This window comes from Pseudomonas sp. 18173 (assembly GCF_050432945.1).
GTDB lineage: Bacteria > Pseudomonadota > Gammaproteobacteria > Pseudomonadales > Pseudomonadaceae > Aquipseudomonas.
In genome coordinates, this window is sequence record NZ_JBKFTN010000002.1 from 150,754 (window position 1) to 164,977 (window position 14,224).

The window sequence follows — 14,224 nt, forward strand, 5'->3', positions numbered from 1 at the left end:
TCCTGTAGGAGCGAGCTTGCTCGCGATGGTCGTGAACGAAAACGCGTAAAACCAGATGCCCATCGGCGCCCTCAGGTTTTTCGCGAGCAAGCTCGCTCCTACAGTTCCTTTATGCGGCTTCCTGGAAATCCATCTCCGGTGGCTGGCGCCGGAAACCGCCGGTCAACACCGCCAGGTACACCACGCCAATCGTCAGCCAGCTCAGGCCCAGGTAAACCGCCAGATGATCGAGGCTGACCATCAGCCACAAATCCGCTGCCAGGCCGATGAACGGGAACAGCAGGAACAGTACGAACTCGCGCGGGCCTTTTTTCTCGCCACCGATCCAGTAGTGGAAGATCACCGACAGGTTCACCAGGCTGAAGGCCAGGAACGCGCCGAAGTTGATGAACGAAGTCGAGGTGGTCACGTCCAGTTTCAGCGCCAGCAAGGCCACGACCGCGCACAGCAGGATGCTGTTGATCGGCGTGCCGAAACGTTCGTGCAGGGTGCCGAAGAACGATTTCGGCAGCACACCGTCACGGCCCATGGCATACAGCAGGCGTGAACCGCTGGCCTGGGCCGACAGGCCTGAAGCGAACTGGCCGACGATCAGGCCGATCAGGAAGATCGAGACGAACAGGTCGCCACCGACGTTACGGGCAATTTCATAGGCCGCCGAGTCGACGTTGTCGAACTGGAAGGACGGATGGGCGATCTGCACGAAATACGACACGCCGACGAAAATAAGGCCGCCGATCAGGGTGATCAACATGATCGCCCGGGGAATGGTGCGGCGCGGATCGCGGGTTTCTTCGGTCAGGGTGCTGACCGCGTCGAACCCGAGGAACGAATAACAGGCAATGGCCGCGCCGCTCATGATCAAGGGCATCTGCATGTCACCGTTGAAAAATGGTTTGATCGACCACAAAGGCGTGCTGGCGTCACCGCCGACGTAGTGCACGCACAGCGCGACAAAGGCGATCAGCACCAGAAACTGCACCAGCATCAGCAAGGCGTTGATGCCGTTGGCCAGTTTCAGGCCGACGATGTTGATCGCGCTGGTGATGCCGATGAACGCCAGGACCCAGATCCACTGCGGCACCGCCGGGAAGGCGGAGTTGAGGTAGGCCGCGCCGATCAGCCAGATCGCCATGGGCAAGAACAGGTAATCGAGCAGCACCGCCCAGCCGGCGATGAAGCCGAGCTTGGGGCTGATGGCCTTGCGCACATAGCTGTAGGCCGAGCCGGCCACCGGGAACGCCGAGGCCATGCGGCCGTAACTCATGGCGGTGAAGAACATGGCCACCAACGCTGCCAGATACGCGGCCGGCACCATGCCGGCGGTGGATTGGGCGAGGATGCCAAAGGTGCCGAGCACAATGATCGGCGTCATGTAGGCGATGCCAAACAGCACCACCGACCCTAATGACAGGGTGCGTTGCAAACGAGCCATGAGCGACTACTCCGGATTTTATTGGATTTATGGCAGAGCCGAGTTCGGCGCAGGATTTTCGGGTGTTGCGTTGTTGTTATTGGGTGAATGATCAAGCAGGTGTGTCGCCTGTGAGGGCCTGCTCGCGAAGGCGTCAGCCCGGTCAACACAGAATCCGGATCAGCGCGCAGGAATCAGCAGCTCCCGCAAACCACCCACATGCTCAACCACCTCCCCCGGCAACCTCAGCCGCTGGTCATCCAGGTAGCGATAATCCTGGCGCGCCACCGTCAACTGCTTCAGGTCCAGCTCGACCGCGAACTGCCCTTCCTCGCGTCCGGCTTCGAACAGCAAGGTCCCCAACGGATCGACCAGCGCACTGCCGCCGGCAAACAACAAACCACCGTCGCCCTCTTCCACCCGGTTGACCATCAGCGCAAACGCCTGGTTTTCCTGGGCGCGGGCCATGATTGCGGTGCGGTGGGTGGGGCCATAGGGGTCCATGTTGCCGTTGGTGACGATCAGCAACTCGGCGCCCAGTTGCGCCAGGGCACGGGCGCTTTCGGGGAACTCGATGTCGTAGCAGATCAGCAGGCCCACGCGCACACCGTTCCACAGGCAGGTGGCGTAGCGATCGCCCGCCTCGTAGACGCCGCAATCCGACGCCCACAAGTGGGTCTTGCGGTATTTCAGCGCGATGCCTTCAGGGGTGATCAACAGCGTGGTGTTGTAGAAGCGGCCGTTGTCGTTCTCGGCCATGCCGATGGCCACGGCGATATTGTGCTGTCGGGCGGCGACGATCACTGCGCTGACGGAGGGTCCGTCCAGCGGCTCGGCCACCTCGGCCACGGACTCGGCCGAAGGGAAGCCCATCAAGTGGCCTTCAGGGAACAGGATCAGCTGCGTATCGGCACCGCATGCGGCAATGGCCGCCAGGGTGCGTTCGAGGTTGTAGGCCGTGTCATTGTCACGGCCGGCCAATTGGGCGAGTTCGACCTTCATGGGTATTCCTTGTTATGGACCAGGCGGCAGAAAGATTGCCCGGTCGGTGTCTGTGCGCCAGTATGCGCAGCAAGCAACCGGGCGGGGAATCACGCCGCTGGGGTAACACGATAGGGGTAGATGCATGACACTCTCGTTGGACGACATCGCCTGGCACCGTTCGGTGGGGCAACTGATCGACGCCCTGGACAAGCCCAACTTCTGGACCCAGCTTGTGCGTTTGCTGGATCAATACGTGTCCTTCGACAGCTGGGTGGCCCTGCTTTTCAGTGCCGACCAGCACCCGCAGGTGTTCGCCGAGTGCCCGGGCGAAGATGGCAGCCCCGACCAGCTGTTCCAGGATTACCTGCGCGGGCTGTACCTGCTCGACCCGTTCTACATCGCCTGCCGCGAGCAATCGCGCACCGGGCTGTATCGTCTGTCGGAAGTGGCTCCGGAGCATTTCGAGCTGACCGAGTATTACCAGCGCTACTTTCGTCTGAATGTGGTGGCCGACGAAATCCAGTTCAATTGCCAGCTCGAAGGCGACCGCACGCTGTGCCTGTCACTGGGCAGCACGCAGCGCTTCAGCAGCCAGCAGATCGCCTTGCTGTCGCTGATCCAGCCATGGGTGCTCGGGCTGTTGCGCCAGCGTCTGCCTTATGAAATCAACGAAGTCGTGGCCCTGGCCCCCGCGCCGCCGCAAGCCGACTGGCGGGTGCAACTGGAGGCTTCGGTGCAACAGCTCAAAGGCGCACAACTGACTGCCCGGGAGCTGGATGTCGGACGCTTGATGCTCAGCGGTTGCTCCAGCAAGGAAATCGCCCGTAAGCTGGAAATCTCCGTTGAAACCGTGAAAGTCCATAAGAAACACATGTACAGCAAGCTGGGGATCAAATCCCAGTCCGAGCTGTTTTCGATTTTTCTCCAGGCACAAAATGCCTGATTGGTCTGTTGAACGCTTAGCTTTTCTGTGGGAGCGGGCTTGCCCGCGATAGCGTCCTCTCAGTCGAAAACAGGTTGTCTGACACTACGCCATCGCGGGCAAGCCCGCTCCCACAGGGATCTCCACGTCACCTGCAACCGAGTCCGAACCCAAGGAAACCGTATGAGCCTGTCACTCCTGAGCCGCTACGCCTTCTTTGCCGTCTGCGTGATCTTCACCCTCGCCAGCCTGCCGTTTCTTGAATACGACTGGCTCTGGCCGATCACTGCCGTTACCGCCGTCCTCAGTCTGATCGGTTTGTTTGATCTGCTGCAAAGTCCGCATGCCGTGCGGCGTAATTACCCGATCCTCGGCAATATCCGTTATCTGGTCGAAGGCATCCGCCCGGAAATCCGCCAGTACCTGCTCGAATCCGACAGCGACGCCCTGCCCTTCTCCCGGGCCCAGCGTTCGCTGGTCTATTCCCGGGCCAAGAACGAAACTGCCGACAAACCGTTCGGCACGCTGATTGACGTGTATCAGTCGGGGTTCGAATTCATCGGCCATTCCATGCGCCCGGCGCCGCTGAGCGACCCGAGCAGCTTCCGGGTCACCGTCGGCGGTCCGCAGTGCACCCAGCCGTATTCGGCGTCGGTGTTCAACATTTCGGCCATGAGCTTCGGCTCCCTCAGCGCCAATGCGATCCGCGCATTGAACCAGGGCGCCAAACTCGGCAACTTCGCCCATGACACCGGCGAAGGCAGCATCAGCCCCTATCACCGCGAGCACGGCGGCGACCTGACCTGGGAACTGGGCAGCGGTTACTTTGGCTGCCGTACCAGCGACGGTCGCTTTGACCCGGAACGCTTCGCGGCGCAGGCGCAAACGCCACAGGTGCGGATGATCGAAATCAAGATGAGCCAGGGCGCCAAGCCTGGCCACGGCGGCATCCTGCCCAAGCACAAGGTCACTAAAGAAATCGCCGAAACCCGTGGCATCCTGATGGGCGAGGACTGCGTGTCACCGTCGCGCCATACGGCGTTTTCCACGCCGATCGAAATGATGCATTTCATCGCCCAACTGCGTGAGTTGTCGGGTGGCAAACCGGTGGGCTTCAAGTTCTGCCTCGGCCATCCGTGGGAGTTCATGGGCATCGCCAAGGCCATGCTGGAGACGGGCATCCTGCCGGACTTCATCGTCGTCGATGGCAAGGAAGGCGGCACTGGCGCGGCGCCTGTGGAGTTCACCGACCACATCGGCGTGCCGATGCGCGAGGGCCTGCTGTTCGTGCACAACACCCTGGTGGGCCTGAACCTGCGGGACAAGATCAAGCTCGGCGCCAGCGGCAAGATCGTCAGCGCCTTCGACATCGCCAGCGTATTGGCCATCGGCGCCGACTGGGCCAACTCGGCCCGGGGCTTCATGTTCGCCATCGGCTGCATCCAGTCGCAGAGCTGCCACACCAACAAATGCCCGACCGGCGTCGCCACCCAGGACACCCTGCGCCAGCGTGCGCTGGTGGTGCCGGACAAGGCCCAGCGCGTATTCAACTTCCACCGCAACACCCTCAAGGCCCTGGCGGAAATGCTTGCCGCCGCCGGTCTTGAGCATCCGTCGCAACTGTCGGCCAAGCACCTGGTACGGCGCATGTCGGCGACCGAGATCAAGCTGTTCTCGCAGTTGCACGTGTTCCTCAAACCTGGCGAGTTGCTGACCGGTGAAGTGAACGGCGAGTTCTACTCGCGGATGTGGCAGATGGCCCGGGCCGACAGTTTCGAGCCCCATGACATAGCGGCAGCATGACCGCGCCGCCCCGGTCAGAATCGCGCATCACCAGCGCAGCGTTTTGGTCGGGGGCGGTTCCTTCATCACGATAAAACCGTAATCGCCGATCAGGTAGATCCGGTAGAACCGGCTTTCGACCAACGCCGGATAGCCCTGATAGCCGACCCGCGTCGCATTGCGCCGCTCCTGTTCCGCCACCACGTTGGTGATGCCGGCTTTCGGCAGATTCTCCGCCAGCATGTAAAAGTCGGTATTGAGCAGGTAATGCAGCACCGGCATCTGCTTGAACGAGCCAGCTGCCGCCGTTAACCAGTAGTCGGAGTAAGTCACCGACAGGTAAATGCGTTTTGCCTCGCGCAGTGCCTGACGACTGGCGATGTCGTACTCAAGGCTGGTCAGCGCCATGGACGCGAAGGTTTTCTGCATTGTCAGCACCCGACCGTAGGCGTACGACAGCGACAACATCGCCAGCAGCGCAATGATCAGCAACAGTGGCAGTCGCTCATGGATCGACGCCAGCGCCAGATGACTCAGATAGAGCAGCAACACCAGCAGCACGGCGAAGCCCATCAGGGTACGGGCACCTTCGTTGAAGTCGCGGAAAAACAACGTGACACCGGACACCAGCAGTGTCACCAGCGGCAATGTCAGCAAACACACCAGGCCAATCAACAGTTTCTTCGGTGCGCTGTCCTGGCGCGCCGCTACGTTCAGTCCCAGGCGCACCGCCCCGGCGATCGCCATCAATAACAACCCGCCAAACAGCCAAAGCCATCCGCCGTGGAACAGCAGCACGACTTTTTCCAGGACCCGGGCAATGTTGATCTGGATCTGCATCAAAGGATGGGCCGACCCATTGAGCAGCGCCGTGCGACTGGAGTCCATGAACGGATAAGCACTGACGCTGTAGATCAACCCGCCGAGCAAGAGCTGGGCGGCTTTCCAGCCCAGCAGGTCGCCCCAGGGCATCGGGGTCGTTTTATCGTTGGCGGCCCTGAGCAGCTCCAGGCAACACAGGCCCAGGAACACATTCAGGCTGATTTGATAAAGCCCCAGCGCCAGGGCAATCAGGAACGACGGCACCAGCCATTGCACGCCGCGCCAGGGGTGGCGAAAGGTGATCGCGTAGATCACTGCCACCAGGCTCAGGGCCGTGGCGGGACCGTCGTATTGATAAGACAGGTTCTGCAGGAAAAACGGGTTGTACCAGAGCGGCAACAGCACCAGGCAGCCAGCAACGCCGGGCTGGCGAAAGTAATGGAAGGTCAGGCTGGTCAGCGCCGACGCCATGGCCAGCGTGGCGATCAGCAAGGGCAAGGGAAAGATGTTCGGCGCGGCATGGCTGAAGGTCAGCGCGTTGTAGAACAGCTGGGTGAACAGTCGCCCCTGCCCGGACCAGGCCGTGCCCGCCGCCAGCGAGCGCCAGTTGTCATCGATGTAGGGAAAATCGGCGAGGATAAATGGCAGGACATACAAGAAGGTCGCGAACAGAAAAAACCGCCAGACCTGATGCCGGCTGAGCTCGCGAACGAAGAAGTCACTGAACCGGCCCATGCTAGCGTCCGCCCCGGGCTTTACCGCCGACGATGTCCTTGATCACGTAGCGCGGCCGGTGCTTGGCCTCGATATAGATGCGACCGATGTACTCGCCAAGGATGCCGATGCCGATCAATTGCACGCCGCCCAGAAACAGGATCGCGGTCATCAGCGACGGATAGCCGGGAACGCTGTTGCCGAAGAAAATCTTGTCCAGCACCATGTACACCGCGTACAGCACCGCGAAAATCGAAAGGCCGCCACCGACGTAAGTCCACAAGCGCAATGGCACTGTACTGAACGAGGTCACCCCTTCCAGCGCCAGGTTCCACAGTTTCCAGCCATTGAACTTGCTGCTCCCCGCCACCCGCCCGGCCCGTTCGAACTCCACCACCACGGTGTTGAACCCGGCCCACGACAACACGCCTTTCATGAACAATTGGTGTTCGGGCAGGGAACGGATCACGTCGACCACCTTGCGATCCATCAGCCGGAAGTCGCCGACGTTTTCCTCGATGCGGGTGTAGGCGATGCGATTGAGCACGTGGTAGAAAATCGATGCGCTGTGACGCCTGAGGTAACCGTCGACGTCCCGGTTGCGGCGCTTGGCGAGTACCACATCGGCGCCTTTTTGCCATTGCTCGACCAATAGCGGGATGACGCTGATCGGGTCCTGCAAATCGACATCCATCGGAATCACGGCATCGCCGCTGGCGTGCTCCAGGCCGGCAAACAGTGCCGGTTCCTTACCGAAGTTACGCGAGAAATTGATCAGCATGACCTGGTCATCCGCCTGCGCCAGTGCCGTAGCCTGCTCGGCCGTGCGGTCGGAACTGCCGTCGTTGATGAACACGATTTCGACCTCGCAATCCCCCAGCAGCAGTTCGCGGCGTACCGCCTGGTAAAACAGGTTGATCGACTGCTCCTCGTTGAACACCGGGACAATGAGCGAGATTTTCATTGATCACGCTCGCGAAACACCCCGTATCCGCAATAAAGGAAACCGCACACCAGGCTCAATGCCCCCACGCTTGGAAGAAACGGCAGATACGTGGCGACCGAGGCACTGGACAGCCCTTTCCACACCCGTCTCATGTAAGGCTCCCGCTTTTTTACAACGTTGCACTCATTAATATTTCAGCCTGTCCACTGTCAGAAATCGCATGTTGACGGACCTTTCAGACCAGCGGTTGGACCCTGAGGCAGCACCCGAGACATCCGGTAATATCCCGACTTTGCATTTGCCCGCGAATCAGTCCACCCTGCGCGCCGCCGGTTGGGCGCGCTGCCTTTTGCGCCCGCGGCCAATCCCATTTTCACTCGCTGTTACGGGCCTGCTGTCATGACGTTAGCGCGCGATCACCGGATCGACTTTTTTCGTGGCCTGGCACTGATCTTCATCTTTTGGGATCACGTGCCCCACAACCCTTTGGGGCAAATCACCCTGCGTAACTTCGGTTTCAGCGATGCGGCCGAGGTCTTCGTATTTCTGGCAGGTTTCGCGGCCGTGCTGGCCTACGGCAAAGTCCTGGCGCGTGACGGTTTGCTGATCGCCTGCGTGAAAATCCTGCGCCGCGCGTGGGTGCTGTACGTGGTGCATATCTTCTTGCTGGCGATGCTGATGGGCATTGTGTTTTTCGCCAACAGCCACGTGGAAACACGGGATCTGGTGGAGGAAATGGGCATGCATCATTTCATCAGCAACCCCCAGCAGGCCCTGATCGATGAACTGCTGTTGCGCTTCAAGCCGAACCTGATGGACCCGTTGCCGCTGTACATCGTGCTGTTGGCGGGTTTGCCACTGGTGCTGCCGATGCTGGTGCGCAAGGCCTGGGTGGTGGTCAGCATGTCCCTGGCGCTGTACTTGATGGTGCCACTGGCTGGCTGGAACCTGGCGGCCATCAAGGACGGCGTGTGGTATTTCAATCCTGTCGCCTGGCAGTTGCTGTTCGTGCTCGGCGGCGCCGCGGCGATTCACGGCCAGCGCCCGCGCTTGCCCGAAACCCGCCCATTGCTGCGCCAGCCGTTGTTTGTGAGTGCGGTGCTGTATGTCGTGGTCGCGGGTGTGTTGACCGTCCTTTGGCGTTGGCCGGACCTGCACGATGCCGTGGTGCCGGCGAGCCTGCAAAACGCCTTGTACCCCATCAGCAAGACCGACCTGTCTCCTGTACGCCTGCTGCATTTCCTCGCACTGGCCTACGTCACGGCGAAACTGATACCTGACAGCGGATGGACGCAAAACTGGCTTGCGCAGCAAAGTTGCCGCATGGGTCGTTTCTCGCTGGAGATTTTCTGCCTGGGCGTGCTGCTGGCGCCATTGGCGGACATGGTCAACGCCCTGGCCGATGACGCCTTCGCCATGCAGGTCTTTACCGCGCTGGTGGGGGCCGGGTTGATGGCGTTGCTGGGGGCGTGGCTGGAGTTCAACAAGCGTTTGAATCGATCACCGCAAACTGCGCCTGCCTGATATTAAAAAACCCCGGTCACAGGACCGTCTGATGTAGGAGCGAGCTCGCTCGCGATGGACTCAAGAGCGCCGCGTTCAGCCTGAAAACACGCGTTATCGTTATCGACCATCGCGAGCGTGCTCGCTCCTACAAATTTACGAAGCCGAACGCACCGCACCTTGCTCAACATTCGTCGGTTGCAGCTTGAACACATAGAACAGCACCGTCAGCAGCACCAGGAACGCTGGCCCCACATACAGCGCCACACGGGTGTCCGGGAAGTACGCCATCAGGCCGACCACCAGCACCAGGAACGCCAGCGCCAGGTACGAGCTGACCGGGTACAGCCACATGCGGTATTTCAAGCCCGCTCGCTCGCTGGCGCTCAGGCCTTTGCGGAACTTGAGCTGGGCCAGCAGGATCATCACCCAGGTCCAGATCGCGCCGAAGGTGGCAATCGCCGTCACCCAGACAAACACCTTCTCCGGCACCAGGTAGTTGAGCAGCACGCCCAGCAGCAGGGCGCCGATGGACAGCAGCAAGGCGCGACGCGGCACACCGTTCGAGGTCTTGGCAAAACCGGCCGGGGCCTGACCGTTCTGCGCCAGGCTGTAGAGCATGCGCCCGGTGCTGAAGATGCCGCCGTTGCAGGACGACAACGCAGCGGTAATCACCACGAAGTTGATGATGCCAGCGGCCGTCTTGATGCCCAGGCGCTCAAAGGTCATCACGAACGGGCTGCCCTGGGTGCCGATTTCGTTCCATGGGTAGATCGACAGGATGACGAACAACGCACCGACGTAGAACAACAGGATCCGCCAGAACACCGAGCCGATCGCGTCAGGGATGGTTTTCTGCGGGTTCTTCGCTTCACCGGCGGTCAGGCCGATCATCTCCACGCCCAGATAGGCGAACATCACCATTTGCAGGGACATCAACACGCCTTGCACGCCATTGGGCATGAAGCCGCCGTGGGTCCACAGGTTGGAAATGCCCAAGGCCACACCATCGTTACCGAAGCCGAAGGCGATGATGCCGATACCGCCGAGCACCATGGCAATGATGGTGACGATCTTGATCAGGGCAAACCAGAACTCGAATTCGCCAAACGCCTTGACCGCGATCAGGTTGATCGAGCCCATGCTGATCAATGCTGCCAGCGCCCAGATCCAGCGCGGCACGTCGGGGAACCAGACCCCCATGTACACCGCGACGGCAGTGATTTCCGCAACACAGGTCACCAGCCACAGGAACCAGTAGTTCCAGCCGGTCAGGAAGCCCGCCAACGGGCCGAGGTAGTCTTGGGCGTAACGGCTGAACGAGCCGGCAACCGGGTTGTGCACGGCCATCTCGCCGAGGGCGCGCATGATCACCAGGATCGCCAGACCGCCGATGATGTAGGACAACATGATGGCCGGACCAGCCATTTCAATGGCCTTGGCCGAGCCCAGGAACAGGCCGACGCCGATACAGGCACCGAGTGCCATCAGGCGAATATGCCGCTCGCCGAGTTCACGTTTGAGCGGACCGCCCTGAGCGGTTTCGCCGTGGGGCAGGTGATTGCCTACAGGCATGGGGGACATCCTCGTCTTGTTATTGGATATGACCACCGAGTGGCAAAGCGCTGACCGGTAAGCCCTCGCTTCCCGAACCGGACCTGCTTCGTGGGCAGGCCCGTTTTGTAGGAAAAACCCGCAAAATCAGTGGGAAAAGCGGCGCCGAGTATTGCACAACAATGGTGCATCGTCATGCCCCTACCAAAGCCTATAACGCTCTATCTCAAGTGTTTCAGCCCGCCGACCTACCGTAGCGAGGGAGCTTGCTCCCTCGCCACAACGGCTTCAATCAGCCCAATTAACGGTGTGTCCGCGCATCATTTTGCCCTTCACATTTTTTTCACCCTCGCCAACCACCGTCTAAGCTTGAGTCAAGTCCGATCAATCTGCGTGAATGGATCAGTCGACTATGGGCGCTTTGTGGCAAACCGATTCGAGTAAAACCGTGGTTCCGACTGAACGTGTGGATGAAGCGCCTATACCTGAAAAACCCCGTCGTTCCAGGCACGGATGGGGAGCGTTCTGGCTATTGCTGTTGATCATCGCGATTGTCGTGGGGCTGGCGGCTGCGAGGGAAATGCGTACCTCGAGGTTCCAGGCCCGGGAAGTCAGCAAATACGCGGCATCCCTGAACTATGAGCTCAAACCCGGCCCCAGCGATGCGATTCGCTATCCGGGCGACGGTCCCTTTGATCGACGCCTGGGCTACAGCTCCCTGGATGAATTCCTGCCGCGCCTGATCAAGCGCGATTTCGTCGTTGAGGCGCAAACCCGCTTTTCTCCAGCCCTGCTGAAGTACAGCGACAAGGGCCTGTTCGTGCCTTACGCCGAGAAAATCCAGGCCGGGCTGTCGATCACCGATTGCCGTGCAGCGCCGCTGTATCAGTACAACTATCCACAGCAGCTTTATTCAACCTTTGACTCGATCCCGCCAGTGGTGGTCAACAGTCTGCTGTTCATCGAAAACCGCTTCCTGCTCGACCCCAAACAACCGCTGGCCAACCCGGCGGTAGACTGGCCGCGGTTCGGCATGGCGGCGTGGTCCCAGGTGGCCAAAATGTTGCATGTGCCCGGCCAGTCCGCCGGTGGCAGTACCCTGGCCACACAACTGGAGAAGTACCGGCATTCCCCCGATGGCTTGACGGTCAATGGCGCGGAAAAGATCCGCCAGATGATTTCCGCCACGGTACGCGCGTACCAGGCCGGGCCACAAACCCTCGAAGCCCGGCAGAACGTGGTTCGCGACTACCTCAACAGTGTGCCGTTATCCGCCGTACCGGGGCACGGCGAAGTGCATGGCATGGCTGAGGGCCTGCGCGTGTGGTATGGCTCAGACTTCAAGCAGGCCAACGAGGCACTGACCAGCACTGCGACGGATCCAAAAACCATGGCGGAAAAAGGCCTGGCCTTGCGTGAAATGCTGTCGTTGATGATTGCTCAGCGCCGCCCATCGCATTACCTGACCAAGGGTCATGATGAACTGGCCGACCTCACCGACAGCCATATTCGCCTGCTGGCGCAAAACAATGTGATCGACGCCCAGTTCGCCGCCGCCGCACTGGCCAGCAAGGTGACCTACCGCGACTGGGCCACCCAGCCGACCATTCAACCGATTGAAACCAACAAGGGCATCAGTGTGGCGCGCAGCCGTCTGGCGGGCATGCTCAATCGCCCGCTGTATGACCTCGACCGCCTTGACCTGTCTGCCACCAGCACCCTGCAAGGCGAATTGCAAACCGAGGCCACCGAGTACCTGAAAAAACTCGCCGACCCTGCATTTGCCACGCAGCTCGGCCTGATCGGCGAACGTCTGCTGACCACCACCAGCACCACCCAGGTACGCTACAGCTTCACCCTGTTCGAGCTGACCCCGGACGGCTCGCGGGTTCGGGTGCAAACCGACAGCACCGACCAGCCATTCGACATCAACGAAGGCAGCAAACTGGAACTGGGCTCCACCGCAAAAATGCGCGTGCTGACCACCTACCTGCAAATCATCTCCGAGCTGCACGACAAATACGCCGGCATGGCCGTTCCGGAGCTGAAGAAAGTCGACGTGCCGGATCAGGACCGCCTGAGCCGCTGGGCGGTCGATTACCTGATCGAGAACAAGGACCGCGACCTGCAGAAAATGCTCGGCGCAGCCCTGGACCGCAAATACTCCGCCAGCCCCGGCGAAGCGTTTTTCACCGGGGGCGGCCTGCATGTGTTCCACAACTTCCGCAAGGAAGACAACGGCCGCATACCGACCCTGCGCGATGCCTTGCGCGAGTCGATCAACCTGCCGTTCATTCGCCTGATGCGCGACCTGGTGCGTTACACCACCTACTCCGGCCCCAACAGCAGTGCCGAACTGCTCAAGGACGACCGCGACCCTCGGCGCCAGGAATACCTGGCTGAGTTTGCCGACCGCGAAGGCACTTCGTTCCTGCTCAAGTTCTGGAAACGGTACAAGAACAAGGACACCCAGGACCGGCTCGAAACCTTCCTCGACAGCATGCGCCCGACCCCGATCCGCATGGCCGCCGTGCACCGCTATCTGCTGCCGCAGGCTAGCCAGGAAAGCTTCAACGCCTTCGTGCGCTCGCACCTGACCGGCGCCAAGCTCACGGAAAAGCTCACTGACGAACGTCTCGTGCGGCTCTACGAGGCCTACGGTCCCGGTACCTACGACCTGCCGGACCAGGGTTTCATCGCCAAGGTTCACCCGCTGGACCTGTGGCTGATGGGCTACCTGCTCAATCACCCCGACGCCAAGTGGGGCGACATCGTCAAGGCCAGCCAGTTCGAACGCCAGGAGGTCTACAGCTGGCTGTTCAAAAGCCGGCACAAGGGTGCCCGCGACAGCCGCATCCGCACCATGCTCGAAATCGAGGCGTTCCTCGACATTCACCAGCGCTGGCAGAAAGTCGGCTACCCGTTCGACCACCTGGTGCCGTCGCTGGCGACCGCCATCGGCAGCTCCGGCGACCGCCCGGCAGCGCTGGCAGAGTTGATCGGCACCATCCTCAACGACGGCGTGCGCATGCCGACCCTGCGCATCGACAGCCTGCATTTCGCCGCGAACACGCCCTATGAAACCCAGCTGATCAATGACCCGGATGTCGGCAAACGGGTGATGCCATCCGAAGTCGCCACGGCCATGCGCGAAGCCCTTTCACAGGTGGTGGATGCTGGTACGGCCAAGCGCGTGGCCGGCAGCTTCAAACTGCCGGACGGCAGCCCGCTGGCCATGGGCGGCAAGACCGGCACCGGTGACAACCGTATCGAGGCCATCGGCTCCGGCGGGCGGATTCTCAGTTCCAAGTCGCTCAACCGCACGGCGACGTTCGTGTTCTACATCGGTGACCACCATTTCGGCACACTGACCGCGTTCGTGCCGGGCCGTTCGGCGGAAAGCTTTACCTTCACCTCGGCGTTGCCCGTGCAGGTGCTCAAGGGCATGGCACCGATCCTGACGCCGTACCTGCAACCGGGCACTCACACCATGTGCCAGCCTGGTGCGTCGACGGCTGTGCGTTGACGTGGTGGTATCCATGTATTGTTCATGTTTGAATTTTGAGAGAGTCGAGCCGCAAAC

9 protein-coding genes are annotated in these 14,224 nt (G+C 60.9%); 4 read left to right on the forward strand and 5 right to left on the reverse strand.

Annotated features, from left to right (window positions below; translation table 11 throughout):
- Positions 1–109: 109 nt before the first annotated feature.
- Both ACLD1X_RS02885 and ACLD1X_RS02890 read right to left on the reverse strand, forming a co-directional pair.
- Positions 110–1,435: an APC family permease gene (locus ACLD1X_RS02885; RefSeq protein WP_429366032.1), complete on the reverse strand. Its 1,326-nt coding sequence runs from the start codon at positions 1,433–1,435 to the stop codon at positions 110–112.
- A 159-nt stretch (positions 1,436–1,594) separates the two neighbouring features.
- Positions 1,595–2,416, reverse strand: coding sequence for a carbon-nitrogen hydrolase family protein (locus ACLD1X_RS02890; RefSeq protein ID WP_429366033.1), 822 nt, complete (start codon positions 2,414–2,416; stop codon positions 1,595–1,597).
- 124 nt (positions 2,417–2,540) lie between these two features.
- Between ACLD1X_RS02890 and ACLD1X_RS02895 the strand changes: the two genes are divergently transcribed.
- Entirely contained in the window at positions 2,541–3,341 is an 801-nt protein-coding gene (locus ACLD1X_RS02895) for a response regulator transcription factor (RefSeq protein WP_429366034.1), read from the forward strand.
- Positions 3,342–3,503: 162 nt separating this feature from the next.
- Complete coding sequence (locus ACLD1X_RS02900) at positions 3,504–5,123, forward strand: FMN-binding glutamate synthase family protein (protein ID WP_429366035.1); 1,620 nt, start codon at positions 3,504–3,506, stop codon at positions 5,121–5,123.
- A gap of 27 nt (positions 5,124–5,150) precedes the next feature.
- Here the strand turns inward: ACLD1X_RS02900 and ACLD1X_RS02905 are convergent, their stop codons facing one another.
- Together ACLD1X_RS02905 and ACLD1X_RS02910 are read right to left on the reverse strand one after the other, a co-directional pair.
- On the reverse strand, positions 5,151–6,659 hold the full coding sequence (locus ACLD1X_RS02905; protein ID WP_429366036.1) for a glucosyltransferase domain-containing protein: 1,509 nt from the start codon (positions 6,657–6,659) through the stop codon (positions 5,151–5,153).
- 1 nt (position 6,660) lies between these two features.
- Positions 6,661–7,602 (reverse strand): glycosyltransferase family 2 protein, encoded by a 942-nt coding sequence (locus tag ACLD1X_RS02910; protein ID WP_429366037.1) that lies wholly within the window; start codon positions 7,600–7,602, stop codon positions 6,661–6,663.
- 381 nt (positions 7,603–7,983) lie between these two features.
- Here ACLD1X_RS02910 and ACLD1X_RS02915 point away from each other — a divergent pair, with 381 nt between their 5' ends.
- Complete coding sequence (locus ACLD1X_RS02915; RefSeq protein ID WP_429366038.1) at positions 7,984–9,108, forward strand: OpgC family protein; 1,125 nt, start codon at positions 7,984–7,986, stop codon at positions 9,106–9,108.
- Positions 9,109–9,243: 135 nt separating this feature from the next.
- Here ACLD1X_RS02915 and ACLD1X_RS02920 read toward each other — a convergent pair whose 3' ends face one another.
- A complete protein-coding gene (locus tag ACLD1X_RS02920; RefSeq protein WP_429366039.1) occupies positions 9,244–10,662 on the reverse strand; it encodes an amino acid permease in 1,419 nt (472 codons plus the stop codon).
- A gap of 391 nt (positions 10,663–11,053) precedes the next feature.
- Here ACLD1X_RS02920 and ACLD1X_RS02925 point away from each other — a divergent pair, with 391 nt between their 5' ends.
- A complete protein-coding gene (locus ACLD1X_RS02925; RefSeq protein WP_429366040.1) occupies positions 11,054–14,167 on the forward strand; it encodes a transglycosylase domain-containing protein in 3,114 nt (1,037 codons plus the stop codon).
- Positions 14,168–14,224 lie beyond the last annotated feature (57 nt).